Source organism: Pannonibacter phragmitetus DSM 14782 (assembly GCF_000382365.1).
In the GTDB taxonomy this organism is placed as follows: domain Bacteria; phylum Pseudomonadota; class Alphaproteobacteria; order Rhizobiales; family Stappiaceae; genus Pannonibacter; species Pannonibacter phragmitetus.
On sequence record NZ_KB908233.1, the window covers coordinates 1 to 25,580 of the forward strand.

At 63.4% G+C, this 25,580-nt stretch carries 22 protein-coding genes and 1 tRNA gene; 14 read left to right on the top strand and 9 right to left on the bottom strand.

What is annotated here, in order from left to right; all coding sequences use genetic code 11:
• On the top strand, positions 1-247 hold a 247-nt coding region (locus tag H163_RS0119365; protein WP_019966279.1), incomplete at its 5' end, for an integrase core domain-containing protein.
• A 1-nt stretch (position 248) separates the two neighbouring features.
• Here the strand turns inward: H163_RS0119365 and H163_RS24470 are convergent.
• The 6 genes from H163_RS24470 to H163_RS0119395 form a co-directional block, all read right to left on the bottom strand.
• A complete protein-coding gene (locus tag H163_RS24470) occupies positions 249-572 on the bottom strand; it encodes a hypothetical protein (protein ID WP_147290421.1) in 324 nt (107 codons plus the stop codon).
• A 167-nt stretch (positions 573-739) separates the two neighbouring features.
• On the bottom strand, positions 740-1,954 hold the full coding sequence (locus H163_RS0119375; RefSeq protein ID WP_019966281.1) for a molybdopterin molybdotransferase MoeA: 1,215 nt from the start codon (positions 1,952-1,954) through the stop codon (positions 740-742).
• 1 nt (position 1,955) lies between these two features.
• Positions 1,956-2,483 (bottom strand): cyclic pyranopterin monophosphate synthase MoaC, encoded by a 528-nt coding sequence (gene moaC / locus H163_RS0119380; RefSeq protein ID WP_019966282.1) that lies wholly within the window; start codon positions 2,481-2,483, stop codon positions 1,956-1,958.
• A 3-nt stretch (positions 2,484-2,486) separates the two neighbouring features.
• On the bottom strand, positions 2,487-3,287 hold the full coding sequence (gene trpC, locus H163_RS0119385) for an indole-3-glycerol phosphate synthase TrpC (RefSeq protein WP_019966283.1): 801 nt from the start codon (positions 3,285-3,287) through the stop codon (positions 2,487-2,489).
• A gap of 3 nt (positions 3,288-3,290) precedes the next feature.
• Entirely contained in the window at positions 3,291-4,304 is a 1,014-nt protein-coding gene (gene trpD, locus H163_RS0119390) for an anthranilate phosphoribosyltransferase (RefSeq protein WP_019966284.1), read from the bottom strand.
• Between the two features lie 106 nt (positions 4,305-4,410).
• A complete protein-coding gene (locus H163_RS0119395; protein WP_019966285.1) occupies positions 4,411-6,306 on the bottom strand; it encodes a peptidylprolyl isomerase in 1,896 nt (631 codons plus the stop codon).
• Between the two features lie 257 nt (positions 6,307-6,563).
• Here H163_RS0119395 and tpiA point away from each other — a divergent pair, with 257 nt between their 5' ends.
• The 7 genes from tpiA to H163_RS0119430 all read left to right on the top strand — a co-directional run bounded on the left by tpiA (position 6,564) and on the right by H163_RS0119430 (position 12,574).
• On the top strand, positions 6,564-7,328 hold the full coding sequence (gene tpiA / locus H163_RS0119400; RefSeq protein WP_026356076.1) for a triose-phosphate isomerase: 765 nt from the start codon (positions 6,564-6,566) through the stop codon (positions 7,326-7,328).
• Positions 7,329-7,551: 223 nt separating this feature from the next.
• A complete protein-coding gene (gene secG, locus H163_RS0119405) occupies positions 7,552-7,959 on the top strand; it encodes a preprotein translocase subunit SecG (RefSeq protein WP_026356077.1) in 408 nt (135 codons plus the stop codon).
• Positions 7,960-8,139: 180 nt separating this feature from the next.
• Positions 8,140-9,768 (top strand): CTP synthase, encoded by a 1,629-nt coding sequence (gene pyrG / locus H163_RS0119410; RefSeq protein WP_019966288.1) that lies wholly within the window; start codon positions 8,140-8,142, stop codon positions 9,766-9,768.
• Positions 9,769-9,815: 47 nt separating this feature from the next.
• Positions 9,816-10,652 carry a VOC family protein gene (locus tag H163_RS0119415; protein ID WP_019966289.1) on the top strand — a complete coding sequence of 279 codons (837 nt, stop codon included), beginning with the start codon at positions 9,816-9,818 and terminating at the stop codon, positions 10,650-10,652.
• A 157-nt stretch (positions 10,653-10,809) separates the two neighbouring features.
• Positions 10,810-10,885: transfer RNA gene (locus H163_RS0119420), tRNA-Lys, on the top strand.
• 385 nt (positions 10,886-11,270) lie between these two features.
• On the top strand, positions 11,271-11,567 hold the full coding sequence (locus tag H163_RS0119425) for a hypothetical protein (protein WP_019966290.1): 297 nt from the start codon (positions 11,271-11,273) through the stop codon (positions 11,565-11,567).
• 269 nt (positions 11,568-11,836) lie between these two features.
• Positions 11,837-12,574, top strand: a complete 738-nt coding sequence (locus H163_RS0119430) for a cytochrome c biogenesis CcdA family protein (RefSeq protein WP_019966291.1) — start codon at positions 11,837-11,839, stop codon at positions 12,572-12,574.
• A 32-nt stretch (positions 12,575-12,606) separates the two neighbouring features.
• Here the strand turns inward: H163_RS0119430 and H163_RS0119435 are convergent, their stop codons facing one another.
• Positions 12,607-13,884 carry a hypothetical protein gene (locus tag H163_RS0119435; RefSeq protein WP_147290422.1) on the bottom strand — a complete coding sequence of 426 codons (1,278 nt, stop codon included), beginning with the start codon at positions 13,882-13,884 and terminating at the stop codon, positions 12,607-12,609.
• Between the two features lie 249 nt (positions 13,885-14,133).
• On the opposite strand from H163_RS0119435, the gene glmU reads away from it, so the two are divergent.
• The 3 genes from glmU (at position 14,134) to H163_RS0119450 (ending at position 17,853) form a co-directional block, all read left to right on the top strand.
• Entirely contained in the window at positions 14,134-15,489 is a 1,356-nt protein-coding gene (glmU, locus tag H163_RS0119440) for a bifunctional UDP-N-acetylglucosamine diphosphorylase/glucosamine-1-phosphate N-acetyltransferase GlmU (RefSeq protein WP_026356078.1), read from the top strand.
• A gap of 103 nt (positions 15,490-15,592) precedes the next feature.
• On the top strand, positions 15,593-17,419 hold the full coding sequence (gene glmS / locus H163_RS0119445) for a glutamine--fructose-6-phosphate transaminase (isomerizing) (RefSeq protein WP_019966294.1): 1,827 nt from the start codon (positions 15,593-15,595) through the stop codon (positions 17,417-17,419).
• Entirely contained in the window at positions 17,416-17,853 is a 438-nt protein-coding gene (locus H163_RS0119450) for a GNAT family acetyltransferase (protein ID WP_019966295.1), read from the top strand. The genes glmS and H163_RS0119450 overlap by 4 nt, the downstream gene beginning before the upstream one ends.
• A gap of 58 nt (positions 17,854-17,911) precedes the next feature.
• On the opposite strand, the gene H163_RS0119455 is transcribed toward H163_RS0119450, so the two are convergent.
• Positions 17,912-18,280: a YbaN family protein gene (locus H163_RS0119455; RefSeq protein WP_026356080.1), complete on the bottom strand. Its 369-nt coding sequence runs from the start codon at positions 18,278-18,280 to the stop codon at positions 17,912-17,914.
• A gap of 147 nt (positions 18,281-18,427) precedes the next feature.
• Here H163_RS0119455 and H163_RS0119460 point away from each other — a divergent pair, with 147 nt between their 5' ends.
• Positions 18,428-19,156 carry a DUF502 domain-containing protein gene (locus H163_RS0119460; protein WP_019966297.1) on the top strand — a complete coding sequence of 243 codons (729 nt, stop codon included), beginning with the start codon at positions 18,428-18,430 and terminating at the stop codon, positions 19,154-19,156.
• A gap of 42 nt (positions 19,157-19,198) precedes the next feature.
• On the opposite strand, the gene recG is transcribed toward H163_RS0119460, so the two are convergent.
• Positions 19,199-21,301: an ATP-dependent DNA helicase RecG gene (gene recG, locus H163_RS0119465; RefSeq protein WP_026356081.1), complete on the bottom strand. Its 2,103-nt coding sequence runs from the start codon at positions 21,299-21,301 to the stop codon at positions 19,199-19,201.
• 228 nt (positions 21,302-21,529) lie between these two features.
• On the opposite strand from recG, the gene H163_RS0119470 reads away from it, so the two are divergent.
• Together H163_RS0119470 and mfd are read left to right on the top strand one after the other, a co-directional pair.
• Entirely contained in the window at positions 21,530-21,844 is a 315-nt protein-coding gene (locus H163_RS0119470) for an FAD assembly factor SdhE (protein WP_019966299.1), read from the top strand.
• Between the two features lie 64 nt (positions 21,845-21,908).
• Positions 21,909-25,409 (top strand): transcription-repair coupling factor, encoded by a 3,501-nt coding sequence (gene mfd, locus H163_RS0119475; RefSeq protein ID WP_019966300.1) that lies wholly within the window; start codon positions 21,909-21,911, stop codon positions 25,407-25,409.
• The last annotated feature ends 171 nt before the right edge of the window (positions 25,410-25,580 follow it).

The following is a 25,580-nucleotide window of genomic DNA, read 5'->3' on the forward strand; positions in this document are numbered from 1 at the left end:
ATCCGTCGGAAGCGTCGGTGATAGTTACGACAACGCCTTGGCCGAGACGATCAATGGCCTCTACAAGGCCGAGGTCATCTGGCGCCAGCGGTCATGGCCGAGCGCGTCGGCCGTCGAAATGGCGACCCTGCGCTGGGTCGATTGGTTCAACAACAACCGCCTGTTCGGCCCCATCGGGCACATCCCGCCCGCAGAGGCCGAAGCCAAATACCATGCAGCCCAAAAGACCCTCGATATGGTTGCATGACTCAAATGAAACTGCCTCCGGAAAACCCGGGACGGTTCAAGAGTGCAGATAAGAGAGATGAAAGTCTCACCCAGTTTTGAAATTTTTCAAAATTTCTCCGCCATTCTTGAATGCTTGGGGCAATGCGTCTGACGTCAGGCCCTGAAGCATGGAAAAGTGTCGCAGGCGTTGTTCCCAGCGTTGCATGTCGAGCTTGATGTTCACTACAACATGCCACAGGCACAAAAGACCAATAAATATCATTAATTTCAGTGTGATGATCTTTGAAGCGCGCATAAGCAAAGCTTCTCGGAAACCAACTATTCCATCGATCGAATCTCTGCATTATTGCGCACGCCTCCTTTGCAGATTTTAGAATTCAATCATATAAATTGCCTGAATTTGGAAATTTAGATTATAAATATTTATATGGCTTTAATTTGAGAAACAGGTAAGTTAGAGGAGAAATCATTTTTACACTAGATAATATTATCTAATACTTAGCCCTCCCGCTCACACCACCAGCACATCCACCTCCGCGCCTGCGTCCAGCGCCGGGGCATGCGGGGGGCGGAGGATGAGGGCGCCGGAGGCGGCGAGGAGCGAGAGCATGGAGCTGTCCTGCCGGGTGAAGGGCGTCACGCTGCGGGTGCCGTCCGGGTGGGTGGTGAGGCTGGCGCGCAGATAGTCCTGGCGCTGGTCGTTGGCTGGAACCGGGCCGGTGAGGGTGGCGGTGGTGCGCTTGCCCTTCATGGCGGCCTCAAGGCTTGTGCCCGTCATCACCGCCATCAGCGGGCGCAGAAACAGGAGGGCGCAGACGAGGCTGGAGACCGGGTTGCCGGGCAGGCCCAGAACCTTGGTGCGGCCAAGGTTGCCCGCCATCAGCGGCTTGCCGGGGCGCATGGCGATGCGCCAGAAATCCAGCTTCATGCCTTCCCCGCCCAGCACCGCCTGCACAAGGTCATGATCGCCGACGGAAGCCCCGCCGAGGGTGACGAGAATGTCGGCCTCTGCCGCCAGCCCCTCGCGCACGCGGGCGGCGATATCGGCGGGATCATCACTGGCAAGGCCGAGGTCCAGCGGAATGCCGCCGCAATCTTCGACGAGGGCCGCAATGCCGCAGTGGTTGGAGGCGATGATCTGGTCCGGCCCCGGCGTGCCGCCCGGCAGAACCAGTTCATCGCCCGTGGCGATGATGGCCACCTTCGGCTGGCGCCAGACGGGCAGGGCGGCGTGGTTCATGGCGGCCGCCAGCGCAAGGCTGCGGTAGTCGAGCTTCAGCCCTGCCTTCAGAAGCACATCGCCTTGCGCAAAGTCGAGCCCGGCGGGGCGGACGAACTGGCCGGGGCGCACTGGCTCCAGCGCGGTGAGGCGGTCGCCCTCGCGGGTGGCGTTTTCCTGAATGAGGATGGCATCCGCGCCATCGGGAACAGGTGCGCCCGTGAAGATGCGCACGGCCTCGCCTGCGCCGACCTTGCCGGAAAAGGCATGGCCCGCAGGAGCTTCGCCGATGACGGTGAGCACGGCACCGGCTGCGGCGCAATCGGCAGCGCGCAGGGCATAGCCATCCATGGAGGAGGCGGGGAAGGGCGGCTGGGTGCGGGTGGCGGCAAGGTCCATCGCCAGAATGCGGCCATTGGCCCGCGCCAGCGGAACGTTCTCGAGGCCCGGCGGCGCAACGCCGGTGAGAAGCTGCCGCAGCGCATCGTCAACCGGCATCAACGCCATGTCAGGGCTCCTTTGGTGCGTTTTCCGGTCCGGCAACATAATGGCCGGAGCGTCCGCCGAGCTTTTCGGCAAGGTGGATGCGGCCGATTTCCATGCCCCGGTCCACGGCCTTGGCCATGTCATAAATGGTGAGGCAGGCGACGGAACAGGCGGTCATCGCTTCCATCTCCACGCCCGTCTGGCCGGTAACGGTGGCGGTGGCGCTGACTTTCAGGCCGGGCAAGGCGTGATCGGGCTCGATATCGACGCTGATCTTCGACAGAAGCAGCGGATGGCAGAGCGGGATCAGCTCATGGGTGCGCTTGGCGGCCATGATGCCGGCAATGCGGGCGGTGGCGATGACATCGCCTTTCTTCGCATTGCCCGACAGGATCAGCGCCAGCGTGTCCGCATGCATCTTCACCTCGCCGGTGACAGTGGCGCTGCGGCGGGTGACGGCCTTGTCCCCCACGTCCACCATCGAGGCGCTGCCGCTGGAATCCAGATGCGTCAGGTGGTCCTGATCCCGTTCGGGGCCGCCGCCAGCCATGGCTCAGGCTCCGCTGCGGGAGAGCAGGGCGCGGGTGGCGCTTTCCACATCTGCCTGCCGCATCAGGCTTTCGCCGATGAGGAAGGTGGAGATGTTGCAGGCTTCCATGCGGGCGAGATCCGCCGGGGTGAAGAGGCCCGATTCGCCAACGATGATCCGTTCCGCCGGGATCATCGGCGCCAGCCGCTCGCTCGTCGTCAGCGACACGTCAAAGGTCTTGAGATTGCGGTTGTTGATGCCGAGCAGCGGCGAGGCGAGTTTCAGCGCCCGCTCCAGCTCCGCCTCGTCATGCACCTCCAGCAGAACGTCCATGCCAAGGCCGAAGGCGGCGTCTTCAAGATCCTTCGCCAGCGCATCATCAACGGCGGCGAGGATGATCAGGATGCAATCCGCGCCCCAGGCGCGGGCCTCGGCCACCTGATAGGTGTCGTAGAGAAAATCCTTGCGCAGGGCCGGCAGGCTGACGGCATCACGTGCGGCGGTCAGAAACTCCGGCTTGCCCTGAAACGACGGTGTGTCGGTCAGCACGGACAGGCAGGCCGCACCGCCTGCCTCATAGGCGCGGGCAAGGGCGGGGGGATCGAAGTCGGCGCGGATCAGCCCCTTGGACGGGCTCGCCTTCTTGATCTCGGCAATCAGCGCATAGTCCCCGGCGGCATGCTTGGCGCGGATGGCCCGCTCGAAACCACGCGGTGCCTCGACGGATTTTGCCGCCTCCAGCAGGCTGGCAAGCGTGCGTTCAGCCTTTGCAGCGGCGATTTCCTCGCGCTTGTAGGCTTCGATGCGGGTGAGAATGTCTGCCATGGCTTATCCGTTCGAAACTGCCACCAGCCGTTCCAGCCGGTCGAGGGCATCGCCCGTGTCGATGGAGCGGGCGGCCTGCGCCACCCCGTCCTTGAGGTCTGCCGCCTTGCCCGCAACGATCAGCGAGGCGGCGGCGTTGAACAGCACCACGTCCCGGTAGGCGTTCTTCGCGCCGGAGAGCACGGCGCGCAGGGCGGCAGCGTTCTCTTCCGGCGTGCCGCCCTTGAGATCCTCGAAACGGGCGCGGGGCAGGCCTGCGTCTTCCGGCGTGATCTCGAATGTGCGGATGGTGCCATCCTTCAGCTCGGCAACCTTCGTTGGGCCGGTGGTGGTGATCTCGTCCATGCCATCGCTGCCATGGACGATCCAGACGGCTTCCGAGCCAAGATTCTTCAACACCTGTGCAATCGGCTCCACCCAGCGGCCATCGAACACGCCGGTCATCTGGCGCTTGACGCGCGCCGGGCTCGACAGGGGGCCAAGCAGGTTGAAGATGGTGCGGGTGCCAAGTTCCATGCGGGTCGGGCCGACGTGTTTCATCGCCGCATGATGGAGCGGGGCAAACATGAATCCGATCCCGGCTTTATCCACGCAGGCGGCAATCTTGTCCGGGCCGATGTCGATGTTGACGCCGAGCTGCGCCAGAGCTTCGGAAGAGCCGGACTTGGACGACAGCGACCGGTTGCCATGCTTGGCAACGGGCACGCCGCAACCGGCGACAACCAGCGCGGCACAGGTGGAAATGTTGTAGGAGCCCGTGGCGTCACCACCGGTGCCGACGATATCGATGGCGTCAGAGGTGACCTCGACGGGCAGCATCCGGGCGCGCATGGAGGCAACGGCGCCGGTCACTTCGTCGACGCTCTCGCCGCGCATGCGCAGCGCCATCAGGAAGCCGCCGAGCTGGGAAGGCGTTGCCGCGCCGGACAGGATCACGTCAAAAGCCGCAAGCGCTTCCTCGAAATCCAGAGAAGCGCCTTCAGCCACCTTGGCGATAAAGGGTTTGAGCCCGCTCATGCCTGTCCCTCTTCCCGTTTTTCACGCGGCCTGCAGAAAGGCCTGCCGCAGTCCGGCTTGTGACTGTCCCGGCAGATTGCGGCCGGGACAGTGTTCTTTCATGCCATCAGTTCTGCGCAGGGGTGCCGATCACCATCTGCAGCGCCTGCTGGTTGATCTGGACGCCCTTGTCCGCCTCGACCTTGTTGATCACAAGATTGAGGAGCGAGGCGGAGAGCTGTTCGCTGATCTGGGTGTCGATCTGCTGGATGCTCTCTTCCTCGCGGAAGAAGGCAGGGGCAGACACGCTGTCGACCATCATCACCAGACGGCCGCTGTCCGCGCCCATGGTGTCCAGAACGGTGCCGGAGGGGCCGCTGAAGGCTTCCTCGACGGCTTCCTGCGGCAGGCCGGCCGGCTGGCCGTTGCGCTTGAAGCTGTCGGAGGTCTTGACTTCAAGACCTGCGGCAGCGGCTACGGCTTCCAGCGTTTCTCCGCCGCGCACTTGGGCCGCCATGCTTGCCGAAAGATCCAGCAGCTTCTGGTCACGCTCCTTCGCCGTCCAGGCCTGGACAACGGCATCGCGCACTTCGGACAGCTCGCGGTCGCGGGGCGGCGTGACCTTGGTCACGTCGAACCAGACGAAGCCGCGCTGGCCCAGCGGCAGCGGGTTGTTCTCGATGCCAACGTCGCTCTCGAATGCCTCGCGCAGCAGGCCGTCAGCCTCAGGCAGCGTGACCGGCTGACCGGCCTCATCGCGGCCATTGCTGTCCACTGCCGGGATTTCGGTGGTGGTCAGCGAGAAGCGTCCTGCGACTTCGGCAAGGGCGGCACCGCCTGCGCGGGCGTCCTCGATCTCGTCATGCAGATCCTGCACCTCCTGTTCGGCCTTCTGCAGGGCGATCTCCTGCTTCAGCTCCGCCTTGACCTCGTCGAAAGGACGCACGGCTTCCGGCTGGATCTGGGCAACTTCCAGAATGACGGTGGTGAACCGGCCCTGCACGGCACCGCTCACGCCACCCTCAGGCAGCGCAAAGGCAGCTTCCGCAATGGCCGGATCGAGGAACTTGTCTTTTTCCAGGAGGCCAAGGTCCACGTCGCTTTCCTTCAGGCCGCGCTCTTCCATCAGCTGGGCAAAGGTTTTGGCCCCGGAGGCAAGCTCGGCGGCGGCTGCTTCGGCTGCAGCCGAATCGGGGAAGGGCATCTGGCGCACGCGGCGCTGCTCATCGGTCCGGTAGCGGTTGCCGGAGCGGTCATAAGCCTGCTTGGCTTCCTCGTCCGTCACCTCATCCGGCTTGGCCAGAGACTGCGGCAGCAGCTGCAGGACGGACAGGCTGCGGAACTCCGGAGCGCGGAAGTCTTCCTTGCGCGTCTCGTAGAAGCTCTGCAGATCCGCGTCCGACGGGGCCGCGATTTCACCGGCTGCCGAGGGCGGCACGGCAACGAAGCGCACGGTACGGGTCTCGTTTTCGAAGATGTTGAAGGCGCTCAGCATTGCTTCCGGCGTCTTCAGGTTGTCGGTGAGGGCGCCTGCGATCTGCTGGCGGCCGGACAGGAGGCGCTGCTCGCGCACGAAGTCATCTTCGGAAATGCCGTTGGCGCGCAGCAACTGCACCAGGCTGTTGCGGTCATAGCCGCCGCCCGGGCGCTGGAAGGCCGGGTTTTCCTGGATCATCCGGCGCAGGCCGTCATCCGAGATGCCGAGGTTCAGGTCTGCGGCCATGTCATTCATGGCGGCTTCGGCAATCATCCGGGCAAGCACCTGCTGCGGAATGCCGAACATGGCGCCTTCCGTGGTGGACAGCGGGCGGCCGACCTGGCGGCTCACGGCATTCAGTTCGCGCCGGTAGGCGAGATCGAAGTCGGCCACGGAAATTTCCGTATCACCCACCTTGGCCACGACGTTGCTGCCGAAGTTGCGGAAAATGTCGGCGATACCCCAGACGGCAAAGCTCAGGATGAGCAGGGCGATGAAGATCTTGGCAACCCAGGTGCCGGCGCCCTTGCGCAGCGCGTCGAGCATGATGTCTCCCGTAATTCCATAGGCTCATGTCCGGAGCGAAAGGTCCCGGAGCGGTGGTTCTGAATAGCGGCTCAAGGGGCGGCGGACAATAGCCGGAAACTGGCAGATGTGCGCAGACAGGCAGAAATGCGCAGGAAGGGCGGGAAAGATGCGATGCCACTTGCACTTTGAGCCGCCGCTGGGTAGCGAAGTGGCCACCAGGAACCATGCAGCTGTCCCGCCAGCCTGTGCGCCGGACAGTCCTTGAGGAGACCGCCATGAGCCACGCCACCGCAATCCGCCCGCTTGTCGCCGGAAACTGGAAGATGAACGGCCTTGCCGCAGCTTCTGCCGAGTTCGAGGCGCTGGGGCAGGGGCTTGAGGCAGCGCTGGCGTCCAAGGTGGATGTGATGATCTGCCCGCCCGCAACACTGATTGCGGTTCTCGCCAGGTCTTCCTCTGCGCCGAAGGTGGCGCTCGGCGGGCAGGACTGCCATGCCAAGGCTTCGGGCGCCCATACGGGCGACATTTCGGCTGAAATGCTCAAGGATGCAGGTGCAAGCGCCGTGCTCGCGGGTCATTCCGAACGCCGCACCGATCACGGCGAGAGCGATGCCGTGGTGAAGGCCAAGGCGGAAGCTGCCTGGCGCGCCGGACTGACGGCCATCATCTGCGTTGGCGAAACCGAAGCCGAGCGCAAGGGCGGCAAGACGCTGGATGTGGTCGGCACGCAATTGGCAGGCTCGGTTCCTGATGGCGCAACGGCGGCCAATACGGTGATTGCCTATGAGCCGGTCTGGGCCATCGGCACCGGCCTGACGCCGACTGCAGCCGACGTTGCCGAAGTGCATGCCGCCATCCGCAGCGCACTGGAAGCCCGCTTCGGCGCGGAAGGTGCTGCGATGCGCCTGCTCTACGGCGGTTCGGTGAAGCCTTCGAACGCGGCAGAGCTGATGGCCGTGCCGCATGTCAACGGCGCCCTCGTGGGCGGCGCCAGCCTCAAGGCATCCGATTTCCTCGGCATCATTTCGGCCTATGCCTGATGCGGGCCGGGCCGGATGCTGGTTGTCCGGCCCCTGATGCCCATATAGCTGTTGCAGAGTGCTGCGCCGCAGGGGACCGCCCTCACAGGGCAGGTTCCGGTGGATTGCGGCCTGTGGGATGCCTTTTGTCACAAAGGATGCCAATCTCCCGGCCTTCAAGGGTGGAAACTCCGGCAAGGCTGGTGTAGAAGGCCGCAAAACTGAAACGAGTGATCGGTCCAAAATGGAAACGGTAGTTATCGTCATTCACTTGATGGTCGTGCTGGCCCTCGTGCTTGTCGTCCTCCTGCAGCGCTCCGAAGGCGGCGCTCTCGGCATCGGCGGCGGCGGTGGCGGCGGCTTCATGTCGAGCCGCGGAACAGCCAACGTGCTGACCCGCGCCACGGCGATTCTGGCAGCCATGTTCTTTGTAACGTCGCTTGGCCTGAGCATCATCGCGCGCATGGATGGTGGCCCTGGCTCCATTCTGGACGGCAGCACGGTTGTTCCGGGTGCCGCACAGCCGGCTGACGGCTCCGCGCCCTCGACGGGGACCGGTGTTCTGGATGTCCTGAGGCAGCAGTCTCAGCCCCAGGCGCCTGCAACGGCTCCGGCTCAGCCTTCCGGCCCCCAGGTTCCGGCAGCGCAGTAAGCGCAGCAGGCTAGCAGGTTGCGGCGGGGCATTCAGCGCCGCCACAAGCCCCTATCCGGCGGATAGACCGGAAAAATCTCTCAAGTGCCCTGCGCACATCTGCTGCAGGGCATTTTTGTTGTGTTTAACCACTGGACCCCGCTGGCCGATCCGGCAGGGACCACAGTATGGTGTTGCTCCATGGCGCGATACGTTTTCATCACTGGCGGCGTGGTTTCCTCGCTCGGGAAGGGTCTGGCATCGGCTGCGCTTGGCGCCCTGCTTCAGTCCCGCGGTTACAAGGTCCGGCTTCGCAAGCTCGACCCCTATCTCAACGTCGATCCGGGCACCATGAGCCCGTATCAGCACGGCGAAGTCTTCGTCACCGACGATGGCGCCGAGGCCGATCTTGATCTTGGCCACTACGAGCGCTTCACCGGGCGCCCGGCGACCAAGCAGGACAACATCACCACCGGCCGCATCTATCAGGACATCATCGCCAAGGAACGCCGCGGCGATTATCTGGGCGGAACCGTGCAGGTGATTCCGCATGTCACGGATGCCATCAAGGCCTTCGTGCTGGACGGCAATGACGATGTGGACTTCGTGCTGGTCGAGATCGGCGGCACGGTGGGCGACATCGAGGGCCTGCCGTTCTTCGAGGCGATTCGCCAGCTCGGCAACGATCTGCCGCGCGGACAGGCGATTTACATCCACCTGACGCTGATGCCCTATATCGCCAGCGCCGGAGAGATGAAGACCAAGCCGACCCAGCATTCGGTCAAGGAGCTGCGCTCCATCGGCATCCAGCCGGATATCCTGATGATCCGCTGCGACCGCCACATTCCGGAGAACGAGCGGCGCAAGCTGTCGCAGTTCTGCAATGTGCGGGAAAGCGCCGTCATTCCGGCCTATGACGTGGCGTCGATCTATGACGTGCCGATCGCCTATCACAAGGAAGGCCTCGACGAGGAAGTCCTCAAGGCTTTCGGCATCACCGGCGCACCTGCGCCGAAGCTGGACCGCTGGGAAGAGATTTCCCGCCGCATCGCCAATCCGGAAGGCGAGGTGACCATCGCCATCGTCGGCAAGTACACCGTGCTGAAGGACGCCTACAAGTCGCTGATCGAAGCGCTTGTCCACGGCGGCATTGCCAACAACGTCAAGGTGAAGCTGCAGTGGATCGAATCCGAGACCTTCGAAAAGGAAGATCCGGCGCCCTATCTTGAGGGCGTGGCCGGCATCCTGGTGCCCGGCGGCTTCGGCGAGCGCGGGGCGGAAGGCAAGATTGCCGCTGCCCAGTTCGCCCGCACCCGCAACGTGCCTTACTTCGGCATCTGCTTCGGCATGCAGATGGCGGTGCTGGAAGCGGCCCGCAACCTTGCCGGCATCACCAAGGCAAGCTCCACCGAATTCGGCCCCGCCGAAGAGCCGGTTGTCGGCCTGATGACCGAATGGACGCGCGGCAATGAGAAAGAGCAGCGCCAGGCTGGCGATGATCTCGGCGGCACCATGCGCCTTGGCGCCTATCAGGCCGCTCTGAAGCCGGGCTCGCGCATTGCCGAAGTCTATGGCAGCACCCTCATTTCCGAGCGTCACCGCCACCGCTATGAGGTGAACATCGGTTACCGGGAGCAGCTGGAAAGCTGCGGTCTCGTCTTCGCCGGCACCTCGCCGGATGGCGTTCTGCCGGAGACGGTGGAAATCACCGGCCATCCGTGGTTCATCGGCGTACAGTACCATCCGGAACTCAAGTCCCGGCCGTTCGAGCCGCATCCGCTGTTCGCCTCCTTCGTCGAGGCGGCCATCAAGCGCAGCCGTCTGGTGTGAGGGCCAAAGGCATCCGGCAGAGCTGGGCAGGGCAGGGAGTGAGGGGCATGGCAGCGGCGGCAAAGGCACGCGGACTGGATCACGTGGTGATCGCGGTCCGGGATCTCGATCGTGCAGCAGAGGCCTTCGAGGCGCTCGGATTCACGCTGACGCCCCGCGCCCGCCACCCCTGGGGCACGGAAAACCGTCTGGTTCAGCTGGACGGTGCTTTCCTGGAACTTCTGACGGTTCCGGCCGGTGCCTCCATTGTTCCGGCCACGGGAACGGCCTTCTCGTTTGGCCGGTTCAATCAGGATTTCCTGGAAAAGCGGGAAGGGGCCTCCATGCTGGTGCTGGACAGCACCAGTGCGGCGGATGACCGTGCGGCCTTTGCTGCAGCCGGACTTCCCGTATTCGATCCCTTCTCCTTTGGCCGGGAAGCAACCGCGCCCGATGGCTCCGTGCGCAAGGTAGGCTTCGACCTGACCTTCACCCGCGATGCGGATGCGCCGGAGACGGGATTCTTCGCCTGCCACAATCTCTATCCGGAAAACTTCTGGAAGCCGGAGTTCCAGCGCCATGCTAATGGCGCAACTGCCTTGGCCGAAGTGGTTCTGGTAGCCCGGGATCCGGCAGATCACCACATCTTCCTCGAAGGTTTCACCGGCGTGCGGGAACTCAGGGCCACCAGCCTTGGCATCGAGTGCCAGACGGCCCGCGGCAAGATCTCGATCCTGTCGCCCGTCGCTTACCGCCATCTCTTCGGCGATGCGGCTGCCAATGCGCTGCCAGGCGGACTGCCCTGCATTGCGGCCCTTCGGGTGACGGGGGCAGGTGTTGCCGCAAGGTCCGTCATTCCCGCTGAAAGCCTCTGCGGTGTGACGCTGGTGCTGGAGCCGGCTTGACGCGGGATGTGTCAGGCCTGCCGGACTGTCTTCACCGGATGTTGACAGCTTCGTGGATAGTCTCAGAAAGTGTTTTTTCCGGGTTGCGCCCAGCCGCCTTCCGGCATAAACACACCGCCAGCAGACGGGCGCTCCGGCGCATCTGTTTCCCTAGCGGGAGCGAGTAGCTCAGTTGGTAGAGCAACTGACTTTTAATCAGTTGGTCCAGGGTTCGAGTCCCTGCTCGCTCACCACTCTCCTTCGATCATCGAGTCGTTTGATGCTGTGTCCCGGACACAAGGCATGCAGTGCGTTCCGCGCGCGCCTGATTGATTTCGAGAGTGCCAGTTCGTTTCAGCCGCAAGAGCCATTCTTTCTGACAGGCACCGGTGCAAGATCTGATCTCTGACAAATTACACATCGTTAGTTGTGCAGATCTACGGATAAAATTGGGTGACAAGCCTGCAAAAGAGCCATTCGGTTAAAAATTGACTGGATTGTGTACTGGCTTACTCATAAAATCCAGCCACAGTAGGTGCGGTGGGTCACAGGGCCGTGCAATCCGTTCAGGGTTGCCGATAGCCCGAGGTTACATTTTTACCTAGCGCCAGATTGAAGTCTGGCAGATTGGCTCGCTCAATGCTGGAAAACCCCGCTTCGCAATCGATGACCTCGCCGGAGTTCGACTTCGTAAAGGCCAATATCGCCGCTACGCTGACCCTTGTGAATGCACTGATCCATCAGGGGGCGGTGAACCGTGACCTGCTCGACGAGTTCCTGGCAGGGGTGATTTGCCAGCTGCCGCACAACCGTCAAACCCTCGCCTTGCGGCTGGTTCTCGATCAGTGGCGGCAGGGGCTGCGCGATGGCCGTGATGTGGGCATCGTGATACGTCCGAGCTTTGAAGTCCTGGATGGCGGGCTTCAGGACAGCTGAGGCGCACTGCTGCTTTCAGGGCAAGTCAGGTTTTTTGATCAGGGCAGCCTTGTTGCAACGGCATGGATTGCCTGTATTTCGATTTGCAAGCATCACGGTTTCCTGAAAAAGGCACTGCCTCGCGGTAAGGTGATCGGCATGAGGCTGATTGCGCACGGGATGCGCGGTTCTGCCATCTTCATTTCATCCCCTGCAATGCGGTAAGACCTGTCCATGCATGGCGCAGGTCCTGGGCGGGGCCCGCATATTCGCTGACAAGGGTGGCGGGAATGATTCAGGAAGTAACACTGGCAGGCGCTGTTTTCGCCGGAGTTCTGTCCTTCGTTTCCCCTTGCGTGCTGCCGCTTGTGCCGCCCTATCTTGGCTTCATCGCCGGAACCAGCCTGGAAGAGCTTTCTGCCGATGACCGGACAGACGAAGCCGTGCGGCGCGTGTTCTTTGCCGCGCTTGCCTTCGTGGCAGGGTTCTCGACCGTCTTCGTGCTGCTTGGCGCCAGCGCTTCCTTTCTGGGCCAGATGGTGACGCAGCATATTCAGGTCCTCGGCTATGTCGCCGGTGTACTGACCATCGTCATGGGGCTGCACTTCCTCGGGCTCTTCCGCATACCGCTGCTCTACCGGGAAGCGCGGGTGCACCTGGACCGCAAACCGGCCGGCCTTGCCGGTGCCTATGTGATCGGCCTCGCCTTTGGCTTCGGCTGGACCCCGTGCGTGGGGCCGGTTCTGGCGGCCATTCTGTTCGTCGCGGGCTCCGAGGAAACCGTTGCGCGCGGCGCCATTCTGCTCAGCGCCTATGCCATGGGCCTCGGTATTCCGTTCCTGATCGCGGCGCTCTTTGCCGGTCCGTTCCTGCGTTTCATGCAGAAGGCCCGCCGCCACATGGGCAAGGTGGAGAAGGGGATGGGCGTGGTTCTGGTGCTCACCGGGGTCATGTTCCTGACCGGCCAGATGGCTGTCTTTTCCTATTGGCTGCTCGAGACATTCCCGCAGTTTCAGGTGATCGGCTGATCCATCGGTGACCGCAGGAACCCCTCATCTGCCTACCTGAAACTCTCCAGAAGTGGTTCGCCGGAGAAAAGCGTCGGCGCGCAGGTCTTCTGTTCCAGCTCAAGACGAAGGCAGGCAACCGAAGCCGCTGCTGCATTGGCGAAAGGTCCGGCCAGCAGCCGCACGGCCTCAGAGTCATCTCCAGCCGGCTGGGTCAAGGCGCGCAAACCGCTCATCTTGTCCGTATGGGCCGATGCGAAACTTTCCCAGCTGTCGCTTGCCGCAGAGCGGGAGGCATAACGCCCGATTTCAATGGCAAAGTCGCTGCGGCCGATACGGTCTGCGCTGCCAATGGTGCGTCCGGCCGGATCAACAGGCCGTATCATCAGGTCAGCAGCGGGATCCTCAGGCGCAGTCAGTGCTTCCTCCGGCGCGGGCTCCGGAGGAATGGCCGCAGTCGTTTCCGGGGCCGGGGTGCCGGGGCCCGGCAACCCGACGATCCGCACCGGACGTACCGCTTCCGGCGCCGAGGCCAGTGCAACGCTCCGCCCCTCATAGGAACTGCCGGGCGACTCTGACACGGCTCCTGCCGGTGACATGATGGCGCTGATGTCGGAGGCGGCAAGGGGCTTTGCAGCGGAAGGATTCTTGCCCGGAAGGGCTTCCGGCGCCGGCTTCGTCTCGACAGATGCCTGCACGGTCTTGCGCGGATCGGGCTTGGGCAGGCTCACCGCCGCCTTCGGGTGTTCGGCCTCGCCGGGCTCAAGCTTCGGCAGATCTCCCGTCTCATCGAGCGGTTCGCTCCGCTGCGACGTGCCTGCAGCAATGTCAGCAAGCCTGGGCTGGGCGGGCACGGGAACATTGTTCTCTGTCGATCCGGTGACAAGCGAGCCACTGGTGCCTGTCTCGAGCGAGTTGATCCTGTTCGAATGGCCGTCGCTGAGCTCCGTCATCTGCAGGACGCGGCGGCGCAGAGAGACCACTTCGCGCTGCAGCGTCTCCAGCCGTGCCTCAAGCAGCCGCATGGATTCCGCGCCGCCTGCACCAAGAGGAGAGGGGAGAATGCCGATGGATACGGTTTCCCCATCCATCACGACGGGGCCTGTCCGGCTGATGCTTCCGGTGGGGCCGGAAACCTCGCCTGCGGGCGGCAGCACGATGCCTGCATAGTCCTGTCCGCCGGCCGGGCGCGCGGGAGCAAACCAGTATGCCGAGAGCCCGACGGTGCCGAACAGGAGCGCAAAGAGAGCCCAGGCGGCAATGTCGAGCCGTGCCCGGGCCATATATGACCCAGACGCCCCGGCACCGGCATCGTTCTTGCGGCTCTTCACGGTGGGCTATCCTGCTCCCGCTACGGCGAATCTGTTGCTATCCATGAGATATCTTGTCCCTAAACATGGTTAACGAACAGGGAATTGCAGCCGTTCCCGGTGCTCTTCTGCAGGGAACTGTGGATCGGCGGCTTGCATCTTTTGCAAAAGGGCGGGAAAAGGCTGGGCAAGGGTTCAGGGGCCTGCGAAAGCGCGGAGCGAGGTGCGCGGGCAGCCTGTGCCAACCAGCAAGACCGGCAGAAAGATCCCATGTCCAACCGCAGCCTCCTTTCCATCATCCTGGCCGCAGGCCTTGGAACACGCATGCAGTCCAGCTTGCCGAAGGTGATGCACGAGATCGGCAACCTGCCGCTGATCGGCCATGTGCTGAAGGCCGTGAGCGGTGACGGCAATCGCGTTGCCGTCGTCGTCGGGCCGGACATGCCGGCGCTGGAAGCGCTTGTAGCAAAGCTGTCGCCCGGCGCGAGCTGCCACGAGCAGACCGAACGGCTCGGTACCGCCCATGCGGCGCTTGCTGCCCGCAGTGCGCTGACGCCGGCTGCCGACGATGTGCTGGTTCTGTTTGGTGATACGCCTCTGGTGACTGCAGATGCCATCGCCCGTGTGCGGGCGGGGCTGGCGGCAGGAGCTGACGTGGCGGTTCTGGGCTTCGAGGCCGCCAATCCCTTTGGCTATGGCCGCCTCTTGATGCAGGGCAATCAGCTTCTTGCGATACGTGAGGAAAAGGACGCAAGTGATGAAGAGCGAAAGGTAACTTTCTGTAATTCTGGCATCATGGGCTTTCAGGGCGCAATTGCCGTGGAGCTGCTGTCTGCGATCGGCAACGATAACGCCAAGGGCGAGTATTATCTGACCGACGCCGTGGAGATTGCCAATGCGCGCGGGCTGAAAGTGGTTGCGGCCACCACCGGCGAAGATGATGCGCGCGGGATTAACAACCGCGCTCAACTTGCTGAATGTGAAGAGATTTTCCAGAACAGGATGCGCCGTGCCGCGCTGGAGCGCGGCGTCACGCTGCAGGCGCCTTCCACCGTGTTCTTCTCCCATGACACGGTGCTTGAGCCGGATGTTCTGGTGGAACCCAATGTGGTGTTCGGCCCCGGCGTGCGTGTTGCCTCCGGTGCCCGCATCCGCGCCTTCAGTCATCTGGAGGGGGCAACGGTTGGAGCGGATGCGACTGTCGGCCCCTATGCCCGTCTGCGCCCCGGCGCGGAACTGGCCCGCGATACCCATATCGGCAACTTCGTCGAGGTGAAGAACGGCAAGATCGGCGAAGGCGCCAAGGTCAATCACCTCAGCTACATCGGTGATGCCGTGGTGGGAGCGAAGACCAACATCGGCGCCGGAACCATCACCTGCAACTATGACGGCTTCGGCAAGCATCTGACACAGATCGGGGCAGGCAGCTTCATCGGCTCCAATTCGACACTCGTCGCGCCGGTGACGATCGGCTCGGGCGCCTATGTGGCGGCTGGCAGCACGGTGACGGAAGATGTGGCGGATGACGCCCTTGTCATCGGACGTGCCCGCCAGACTGTGAAGGAAGGCCGTGCGAAAGAGTTGCGTGCCCGCTTTGCTGCCGCGAAGGCCGCAAGCAAGAGCTGACGCAAGGCAATCTGTCATCGTCTGAAACAGGGTTTGATTTCAACAAACTGGCCCGTCTCGTCTAAGGGAGGCGGGTCAGATCGTTTCAAAGGGATTCATTTTCATGTGCGGCATCATCGGTATCGTTAGCCTGAGCGGCGTTGCTCCGCGTCTCGTGGATGCGCTGAAGCGCCTTGAGTACCGTGGCTATGACTCGGCCGGCATTGCCACGCTGGAAAACGGCATCGTCACCCGCCGCCGCGCGGAAGGCAAGCTGCGTAACCTGGAAGCCGTGCTGGAAAAGGCACCGCTGCCGGGCGTCATCGGCATCGGCCACACCCGCTGGGCCACACATGGTGCACCGACCGTTTCCAATGCCCACCCGCACCAGAGCGGTGGCGTTGCCGTCGTGCATAACGGCATCATCGAGAACTATCAGGAACTGCGGGCCGAGGCGGTTGCCAAGGACTATCACCCGGTGACCGATACCGACACGGAAGTGGTGGCGCTGCTGGTCAATGCCGCGATGGATGAAGGACTTGCGCCGAAAGAGGCGGTGGCCTCGGTTCTGCCGCGCCTGCGCGGCGCCTTTGCGCTCGCCTTCCTGTTCGAGGGCGAGGAGAACCTTCTGATCGGCGCAAGACGCGGGTCGCCGCTGGCCATTGGCCACGGTGAGGGCGAAATGTTCTTCGGATCGGATGCCATCGCGCTGGCGCCTTTCACCGACCGGATCACCTATCTGGAAGAAGGCGACTGGGCCGTCCTCACCCGTGACAGCCTGGCCATTTTCGACCGTCAGAACACACCCGTCATGCGCCCGGAAAGCAAGTCTTCCGTCGGCGCAGCCATGATCGACAAGGGCAACTACCGCCACTTCATGGCCAAGGAAATCCACGAGCAGCCGGAAGTCATCGGTCACACCCTGTCGCGCTATCTTGACCTGAGCGCCCGCAAGGTGCGCCTGCCGGACGGCATGAATGTGGACTTCAGCAATCTGACCCGGCTGGTCATGTCCGCCTGTGGCACGGCTTATTATGCCGGTCTCGTCGGCAAGTACTGGTTCGAAAAATACGCCCGCCTGCCGGTGGAAATCGACGTTGCGTCCGAGTTCCGTTACCGCGAGTTGCCGGTCTCGAAGGGCGAGATGGCGCTGTTCATCTCCCAGTCCGGCGAAACGGCGGATACGCTTGCCTCGCTGCGCTATTGCAAGCAGGAAGGCCTGACAATCGGCGCCATCGTCAACGTGCCGGAATCCACCATTGCCCGCGAGGCCGATGTGGTGTTCCCGACCGTCGCAGGCCCGGAGATCGGTGTGGCGTCCACCAAGGCCTTCACCTGCCAGCTGGCGGTTCTGGCCTCGCTTGCGATCACCGCAGGCCGTCAGCGCGGGTTCATCAGCGAAGCGGAAGAGGCCGAACTGGTCGGCGCGCTTGCCGAAGCTCCGGGGCTCGCGGTGCAGGCGCTCGGGCTTGAGCCGCGCATCGAGAAGCTGGCTCCGAGCCTCTCCCGGGCTTCGGACGTGCTCTATCTCGGCCGCAGCACCAGCTTCCCGCTGGCACTGGAAGGGGCGCTGAAGCTCAAGGAGCTGTCCTACATCCACGCCGAAGGCTATGCCGCCGGTGAACTGAAGCATGGCCCGATCGCACTCATTGACGAAAACATGCCGGTGATCGTCATTGCACCGCATGATGCAATCTATGAGAAGACCGTTTCCAACATGCAGGAAGTGGCGGCACGCGGCGGCAAGATCCTGCTCATCACCGATGAGAAGGGCGCTGCGGCCTCCGGCCTTGCGGCCAATGATCAGGTGGTGATGCCCGAACTCTCCGGCATCGTCGCGCCGATCATCTACGCCATCCCGACGCAGATGATCGCCTATCATGTGGCGGTGTTCATGGGCACGGACGTGGACCAGCCGCGCAACCTTGCCAAGTCGGTTACGGTGGAATGATCACGAGCCCCAAGCCTGCCATCGATACCTTCACCGAGGGTGACCGCCACCGCGTGGTCACCCTGTGGGGAGAGTGCGGCCTGACAAGGGCCTGGAACGATCCGGACAAGGATATCGACCGCAAGGTCGCAGACAGCCTCTGGGGCTTCCTCGTGCTGCGTCTGGGCAATGTCATCATCGGCAGCGCCATGTTCGGCTATGACGGGCACCGGGGCTCGGTGAATTATCTCAGCATTCATCCGGCCCATCGCGGCAAGGGCTATGCCCGGCTGCTGATGGAGCATGGCGAAGCGCTGCTGCTGGCACGCGGCTGTCCGAAGATCAATCTTCTGGTGCGCGCCGGCAATGAAGAGGTGCTGGGCTTCTATGAGCAGACCGGCTACAGCCCCGACCCGGTCGTGGAGCTTGGAAAGCGCCTGATCAGCGATGAATAGATAGATTCATCAATGCCTTTAAGAGGCTTGTTGAATTTATCTATGAGGTTTGGCTGCGTCAGCTGCGCGGGTAAGATGGCCGCGACAGCACATAGGCAGCGCAAGCTGCCATGAATGCCAGAACGCCGAGGGCCAGCGGCCAGCCGGGGTGGGCGCCGAGCCAGAACATGCCATATCCGAAAGCCATCCCGCCCGTGGCATAGAGCTTGGCGCGCGGCGGGATGACGCCGTGCTCGCGCCAGGCGGTGACCTGCGGCCCGATGGACGGATGGGCCAGAATGCGCGCCTCGAGTTCCGGAGAGGACTTGGCGAACATGGCGGCGGCGAGAATGAAGAAGATGGTGCCCGGCATGACCGGCAGGATGGCGCCGATCACTCCAAGGATCACACATAAAATTCCTGCTATCCGGTATGCTGCACGCCGCAAATCATCTCTCCGGTGTCCGTTTTTGCCCTATGATGCACCGCATGATGGGCGCGGTAGAAGCTAAATCCGGAACTCTGCAATCCGGTTTACGCCCCTCAAGCCAAATAGGGAAGGCCGAATTCACGGCAAGTCAGGAGACCGTCGCGCATGGAAGATCCAGCCGTTACACCATCCCCGCAGCAGGACATGCAATCGCGGGCGCACAAGGGCTTTGGTGCAAGGCTGCGCAACTCCTTTCTGGCGGGACTCGTGATTGCAGGACCCGTTGGCATTACGCTCTGGCTGACATGGTCTTTCATCCAGTGGGTGGACGGGCTCGTGAAACCTGCTTTGCCGCCTGCCTACAATCCCGACACCTATCTGCCATTCCCCGTGCCCGGTGTCGGCCTCATCATCGCCTTTACGGTGCTGTCTTTGACCGGTTTTGTCGCAGCCAACTTTCTGGGCCGGACACTCATCGGATACGGCGAGCGCGCCGTATCGCGTATGCCGCTTGTTCGTAATCTTTATAATGGCTTGAAACAGATTTTTGAGACAATACTTGATGAAAAAGGGGCTAGCTTTAAAAAGGCTGCGCTGATCGAATATCCGCGTCCGGGCCTGTATGCGATCGTGTTTGTGGCCACATCTGCGAAGGGAGAAGTGGCGCAGAAACTCCCAGGTGGGGAAACTGCGGACTATCTCGCAGTGTTCCTGCCAACCACGCCGAATCCGACCTCCGGGTTCCTGCTCTATCTGCCGCGCAAGGACGTGATCGAACTGTCCATGACTGTCGAGGAAGCTGCCAAGCTGATCATCTCTGCGGGCCTGATTTCTCCGGAGCATCCGAAAATCGCAGAAGCTCTGCCGGTAGGCTCCTCACAGCCAAAGGACTGAAAGCCTGAGTGGCTTTTCGGGCCATTCCCATCTGAGTGAAGCTCACCCCGCCCGTAACAGGCGGATCGCCTCGTCGCGGGAGAAGAGATAAAGCAGGGTGCGCAGCGCCTGGCCGCGCGGGCCTTTCAGCTCCGGGTCGGTTTCGAGGATCAGGCGGGCATCGTCGCGGGCGGTTTCCATGAGGTCTGGCCGCGCCTCTTCGCCCGCAAGGCGGAAGCCGGGGGCGCCGGACTGGCGGGTGCCGAGGATTTCGCCTTCACCGCGCAGGCGCAGGTCTTCCTCGGCAATGAGGAAGCCGTCGTTGGTCTCGCGCATCACCGCAAGGCGGGCGGCGGAGGTTTCGCCCAGCGGCCCCTTGTAGAGCAAGACGCAGGAGGACGGCCTGTCGCCGCGCCCGACACGGCCGCGCAGCTGATGCAACTGGGCAAGGCCGAAGCGCTCGGCATGCTCGATCACCATGATCGTGGCATCGGGCACATCGACGCCCACCTCGATCACGGTGGTGGCAACGAGAACGCGGGCATGGCCTTCCTTGAAGGCGGTCATCGCCACATCCTTTTCCTCGGCGCTCATGCGGCCATGGACGAGGGCGACGGGCAGTTTCAGTTCCTGCGACAGGTGGCGGTGCCGGTCCTCGACGGCAGCAAGGTCGACCTTCTCGGACTCTTCTACCAGCGGGCAGACCCAATAGACCTTCTGCCCTTCAGCCACCGCCGCTTTGATGCGCGCCACCATCTCGCCCATGCGCTCCAGTGATACGGACACGGTGGTGATGGGCTTGCGGCCGGCCGGCTTGCCGATGAGGCGGGAGACGTCCATGTCGCCGAAATAGGTCAGAACCAGCGTGCGCGGGATCGGCGTTGCCGTCATCACCAGCACATCGACGCCCTTGCCCTTGGAGGAGAGCGCCAGACGCTGATGCACGCCGAAGCGGTGCTGCTCGTCCACCACGGCGATGCCGAGGTTCTGGAACTCGACCGAGCCCTGAAACAGCGCGTGAGTGCCGACGACCAGATCGATGCTGCCATCCAGCAATCCTGCCTGCGTCTCGCGCCGTGTCTTGGCGCTGTCGCGGCCCGTCAGCAGGGCGATGCGGATGCCGGAGGCTTCGCAGAGCGGGGCCATAGAGGCGAAATGCTGGCGGGCGAGAAGCTCGGTCGGGGCCATCATCGCTGCCTGCGCGCCGGATTCGATCACGGCCGCCATGGCCAACAGGGCGACTATGGTCTTGCCCGCGCCCACGTCACCCTGCACCAGCCGCAGCATGCGGTGAGGGCTCGCAAGATCCGCCTCGATTTCGGCAACCGCCTGCGTCTGGCCATCGGTGAGGGTAAAGGGCAGGGCAGCGAAGATCTTCGCCTTCAGCGCGCCATTTGCGATACGCGGCGCGCCATCCAGCTTGCGCATGGTGGCGCGCACCAGAGCCAGTGCCAGCTGGTTGGCGAGATATTCGTCATAGGCAAGGCGGGCGCGGAAAGGGGATTCGGGGCCAAGATCGCCCGCCTTTTCCGGCCGGTGCATCCGCGCCAGTGCCTCATCGAAATCCGGCCAGCCTTTGCGGGCGGCAAATTCCGGGTCGAGCCAGTCCGGCATCACCGGCAGACGGTCCAGCCCGGCGGCAATGGCCTTCAGCAGGGTGCGCGAGGCAAGACCGGCGGTCATCGGATAGACCGGCTCCACATCCGGCATGGTTTCGGCCTCTTCGGGCGTCAGCACATAATCCGGATGCACCATCTGCGGGCGCTCGTTGAACCATTCGACCTTGCCGGAGATGATCCGCCGCCCGCCCACGGGCAGGGTCTTTTCCAGCCAGTCCCTGTGGGCATGGAAGAAGACAAGGGCGATCTCGCCCGTCGGGTCGCTGGCAATGATGCGATAGGGCGCCTTGCCCTGGCGCGGCGAGGGCAGGTGCCGCTCCACCACCACGTCCAGCGTTGCGATCTCGCCATTCTCGGAATGGGCAATGCCCGGCCGGCGGCGGCGGTCGATCACGCCGTGCGGCAGGTGGAACAGCAGATCGAGAACGCTGGCCTCACGCCCCGGCGTGCTGCCTGTCAGCCCGTCCAGCAGCTTGGCGATCTTCGGCCCGATGCCGGGCAGCACCGAAACCGGAGCAAACAGGGGATCGAGAAGAGAAGGACGCATGGCACAGGAATCCGCAGGACCGATGCTGCGTTTTGGCATGGTCTGGCGGCAAGGGCAATGAAGCCTCTTGAACCTTCAGGACATGCACACCAAAACCTTGACCTGACAGAGCCGCACAGCGGCGCTATATAGCACGGACAACGTGCTGTCCCGTTTGCGCCGGGCGCGGAAAATCCGCGGTCCGGCTGCAGGCGTCAGGGCGGCGCAAGCCAAGCGATGCGGAGAGACATGATGAGCGGCACAAGTCCAGATACGGCGGCAGCACAGGATGATGCCCTGACCCACCGCAAGAAGCGTATCCTGTTCCGCACCTGGCACCGGGGCATGAAGGAAATGGACCTTCTGTTCGGCGGTTTTGCCCAGTCCGAACTCGACAAGCTGACGGCAGCCGAGCTCGACGAGATGGAAGAACTGATCAACGTCAATGATCAGGACCTCTTCGCCTGGATCACCGGCAGCAAGCCCGTTCCGGCAGAGTGGGACCGTCCGCTTTACCGGCGCATGCTCGCCTTCCACAACATCACGTCCAGCCGCACTGCGTGATCCGGACGGATCGTCAGTCCAGAGACGCGCCTTCGCGCCGCACAGCATTTCAGGGATAAGAACCGTGTTCGAGAGCCTTCTCCGCGACAAGGGCAACATCACGCTGGCCAGCGTGCCGGATGGTGCCGAGGCGCTGGCGCTTGCACGCATTCTGGACGAGGGGCCGAAAGAGGGGCTTTGTGCCGTCTTCGTCGCCCGCGATGCCACGCGGGCACAGGGGCTGATCGAGGCGTTGAGCTTCTTCGCGCCCGATGTGGAAGCCCTGTCGCTGCCCGCCTGGGACTGTCTGCCCTATGACCGTGTGTCTCCGAACCCGGCCATCAGCGCCCGGCGGCTGCTGGTGCTGGGCGAGCTGGCGCGGGGGCTGGAAGGGTCTGGCCGCAAGGTGCTGGTCACCACGGTCAACGCCGCCGTGCAGCGCCTGCCGGAGCGCAGCTGGGTGGCGGGCCAGACCTTCTCCTTGAGCGCAGGCACGAGGGCGGATCTCACCTCCATCGCCGCCTGGCTGGAGCTCAACGGCTTTTCCCGCACGCCGACCGTGCGTGAAACCGGCGAATATGCGGTGCGCGGCGGCATTCTCGATCTCTTCGCGCCGGGTGCGGAAGCTCCCGTGCGCCTCGATTTCTTCGGCGACACGCTGGAGACCGTGCGCGCCTTTGATCCGGAGAGCCAGCGCACCTCGGCGCCGGTGAAGCGGCTGGATCTGGTGCCGATGAGCGAGGTGGTGCTGACGGAAGAGGCGATCTCCCGCTTCCGCCGCAACTATATCGGCCGCTTCGGCGCAGCGCGGCGCGAGGATATTCTCTACCAGTCGGTCAGCGAGGGCCGCCGCTACGCCGGCATGGAGCATTGGCTGCCGCTGTTCCATGAAACGCTGGAAACCCTGTTCGACTATGTGGAGGGTGTGCCGCTCGTCCTTGATTCCCGCGCAGCCGATGCCCTGCGCGAGCGGCTGGATCAGGTGGCCGAGCACTACACCGCCCGCAAGGACGCGCTCGACAATGGCCATCTGGCAGGCTCCGTGCCCTACATGCCGGTGGAAACCGGCGGGCTCTATCTGGCGCCGGAGGAATGGACCTCGCGTCTGGCTGATGCCGCCAGCTGCCAGATGGATGTGTTCACGCCGCCGCCGGGTTCTGGCCGTCAGGTGGTGGACTTTGCCGGCCGCCAGGGCCGCAACTTTGCTGCCGAGCGCGCTGCCGGGGATGTGAACATCTTCGATGCGCTGGTGCGCCATGTGCGTGCCCTTGTGGCCGAGGAGCGCCGCGTGGTGCTCTCCTGCTGGAGCGAGGGCTCGCGGGACCGGTTGGGGCAGATCCTGTTCGATCACGGGCTGGAGCTGGCCGCACCGGCTGATACTTTCGCCAACATGCAGGCGCTGCCGCCGCGCACGGTGGCGCTGAGCCTTCTCGGCCTTGAGACGGGCTTCGAGGTGGACCGGCTCGTTTTCATCTCCGAGCAGGACATTCTCGGTGACCGGCTGGTGCGCAAGGGGCGGCGCAAGGCCAAGGGGGCCAATGTCCTCACAGAGGCCACCAGCCTGTCGGAAGGCGATCTTGTCGTCCACGTGGACCACGGTATCGGCCGCTTCATTGGCCTGAAGACCATCGAGGCGCTTGGTGCGCCGCATGACTGCCTGGAACTGCAGTATCACGGCGGCGACAAGCTGTATCTGCCGGTCGAGAACATCGAGCTTCTGACGCGCTACGGTTCGGAAGAAACCGATGTGCAGCTCGACAAGCTGGGCGGCGGGGCCTGGCAGGCGCGCAAGGCGCGCATGAAGAAGCGCATCCTTGAGATTGCCGATGGCCTGATCAAGACCGCAGCCGCCCGTGCGCTCAAGACCGCGCCTGTGATCGAGACGCCGGAAGGCGTCTATGACGAGTTCGCCACCCGATTCCCCTATGACGAGACGGAAGACCAGCTGACCGCCATCGACGCGGTGTTCGAGGATCTGTCCTCTGGCCGCCCGATGGACCGGCTGGTCTGCGGTGACGTGGGCTTCGGCAAGACGGAAGTGGCCCTGCGTGCGGCCTTTGTTGCGGCCATGTCCGGCCGGCAGGTGGCGGTTGTGGTGCCGACCACATTGCTCGCCCGCCAGCATTTCCGCACCTTCTCGACGCGATTCCACGGGTTGCCGGTCAATGTCGCCCATGCCTCGCGGCTCGTCAGTCCGAAGGAGCTTTCGGCCACCAAGAAGGGGCTGGAGGATGGCTCTGTCGATATCGTCGTCGGCACCCATGCGCTGCTGGGTACGGGTGTCAAGTTCCGGGATCTGGGGCTTCTGATCATCGACGAGGAGCAGCATTTCGGCGTGAAGCACAAGGAGCGGCTGAAGGAGCTGAAGTCGGACGTGCATGTGCTGACGCTTTCGGCCACGCCCATTCCGCGCACCCTGCAGCAGGCGCTGACGGGCCTGCGCGAGTTGTCGCTGATCGCAACGCCGCCGGTGGACCGCCTCGCCGTGCGCACCTTCATCTCGCCGCTTGATCCGCTTGTGGTGCGCGAGGCGCTGCTGCGCGAGCATTACCGCGGCGGCCAGAGCTTCTATGTCTGCCCGCGCGTGTCCGACCTTGCGGAACGCGCGGAGTTCCTCGCCGAAAGCGTGCCGGAGGTAAAGGTTGCCATCGCCCATGGCCAGATGGCGGCGGGGCAGCTGGAAGACGTGATGAATGCCTTCTACGAGGGCAAGTATGACGTGCTGCTGTCCACCACCATCGTGGAATCGGGCCTCGACATCCCCACCGCCAACACGCTGATCGTGCACCGGGCCGACATGTTCGGCCTTGCCCAGCTTTACCAGATCCGGGGCCGCGTCGGCCGTTCCAAGACCCGCGCCTATGCGCTGTTCACCGTGCCTGCCGCCGGCAAGCTGACGGCAACGGCAGAGCGCCGCCTCAAGGTGCTGCAATCGCTGGAAAACCTCGGCGCCGGCTTCCAGCTGGCGAGCCATGACCTCGACATTCGCGGCGCAGGCAATCTTCTGGGCGAAGAGCAGTCCGGCCACATCAAGGAAGTCGGCTATGAGCTCTACCAGCAGATGCTGGAAGAGGCTGTGGCGCAGCTGAAGGATGGCGGGAACGAGCTTGGTGAAGACCAGTGGTCGCCGCAAATCAATGTGGGCACGCCGGTGCTCATCCCGGAAGGCTATGTGCCGGATCTCAACCTGCGCCTGTCGCTCTACCGGCGCCTCGCCGATCTGACGGAAGCGCAGGAAATCGATGCCTTCGGTGCGGAAATGATCGACCGCTTCGGACAGTTGCCGGAAGAAGTGCAGCACCTGCTGAAGATCGTCTTCATCAAGGGCCTTTGCCGCAAGGCCAATGTGGAGAAGGTGGATTCGGGGCCGAAGGGGATCGTCATTTCCTTCCGCAACAGCGAGTTTGCCAATCCGGCAGGGCTTGTCGGCTATATCGCGGAGCAGGGCGTGCTGGCCAAGATCCGCCCGGATCAGAAGGTGGTTCTGTCACGTGACTGGGAGCGCGCGGAAGACCGGCTGAAGGGAACCGCCGTCATCATGTCCAAGCTGGCAAAGCTGGCCGGAGGTGGCAAGGCGGCAGCTTGAAACGGGCAGGGCGGGGCACTGGTCCCGCCTTTTCCTTGCGGTGCGGCTGCTGCACTCCCGCAAGGCTGCCAATTCAAGGCTTCCAGGGCAAACCATGCTGCTGCAACAGATTTTCGTTGCGGCGCCACAATTGCGCAAGACTCTGTTAAGCGAGTCCCGGCACACTGCGAC

What these genes read in the sequence shown, in the direction of transcription:
- H163_RS24470 (WP_147290421.1), bottom strand. Translation starts at nt 572, where the DNA reads ATGCAGAGATTCGATCGATGGAATAGTTGGTTTCCGAGAAGCTTTGCT.
- trpC (WP_019966283.1), bottom strand. Translation starts at nt 3,287, where the DNA reads ATGGCAGACATTCTCACCCGCATCGAAGCCTACAAGCGCGAGGAAATC.
- H163_RS0119460 (WP_019966297.1), top strand. Translation starts at nt 18,428, where the DNA reads ATGGAAGATCCAGCCGTTACACCATCCCCGCAGCAGGACATGCAATCG.
- H163_RS0119450 (WP_019966295.1), top strand. Translation starts at nt 17,416, where the DNA reads ATGATCACGAGCCCCAAGCCTGCCATCGATACCTTCACCGAGGGTGAC.
- trpD (WP_019966284.1), bottom strand. Translation starts at nt 4,304, where the DNA reads ATGAGCGGGCTCAAACCCTTTATCGCCAAGGTGGCTGAAGGCGCTTCT.
- secG (WP_026356077.1), top strand. Translation starts at nt 7,552, where the DNA reads ATGGAAACGGTAGTTATCGTCATTCACTTGATGGTCGTGCTGGCCCTC.
- recG (WP_026356081.1), bottom strand. Translation starts at nt 21,301, where the DNA reads ATGCGTCCTTCTCTTCTCGATCCCCTGTTTGCTCCGGTTTCGGTGCTG.
- glmS (WP_019966294.1), top strand. Translation starts at nt 15,593, where the DNA reads ATGTGCGGCATCATCGGTATCGTTAGCCTGAGCGGCGTTGCTCCGCGT.
- H163_RS0119425 (WP_019966290.1), top strand. Translation starts at nt 11,271, where the DNA reads ATGCTGGAAAACCCCGCTTCGCAATCGATGACCTCGCCGGAGTTCGAC.
- H163_RS0119395 (WP_019966285.1), bottom strand. Translation starts at nt 6,306, where the DNA reads ATGCTCGACGCGCTGCGCAAGGGCGCCGGCACCTGGGTTGCCAAGATC.
- pyrG (WP_019966288.1), top strand. Translation starts at nt 8,140, where the DNA reads ATGGCGCGATACGTTTTCATCACTGGCGGCGTGGTTTCCTCGCTCGGG.
- glmU (WP_026356078.1), top strand. Translation starts at nt 14,134, where the DNA reads ATGTCCAACCGCAGCCTCCTTTCCATCATCCTGGCCGCAGGCCTTGGA.
- H163_RS0119375 (WP_019966281.1), bottom strand. Translation starts at nt 1,954, where the DNA reads ATGGCGTTGATGCCGGTTGACGATGCGCTGCGGCAGCTTCTCACCGGC.
- tpiA (WP_026356076.1), top strand. Translation starts at nt 6,564, where the DNA reads ATGAGCCACGCCACCGCAATCCGCCCGCTTGTCGCCGGAAACTGGAAG.
- H163_RS0119430 (WP_019966291.1), top strand. Translation starts at nt 11,837, where the DNA reads ATGATTCAGGAAGTAACACTGGCAGGCGCTGTTTTCGCCGGAGTTCTG.
- moaC (WP_019966282.1), bottom strand. Translation starts at nt 2,483, where the DNA reads ATGGCTGGCGGCGGCCCCGAACGGGATCAGGACCACCTGACGCATCTG.
- H163_RS0119415 (WP_019966289.1), top strand. Translation starts at nt 9,816, where the DNA reads ATGGCAGCGGCGGCAAAGGCACGCGGACTGGATCACGTGGTGATCGCG.
- H163_RS0119470 (WP_019966299.1), top strand. Translation starts at nt 21,530, where the DNA reads ATGATGAGCGGCACAAGTCCAGATACGGCGGCAGCACAGGATGATGCC.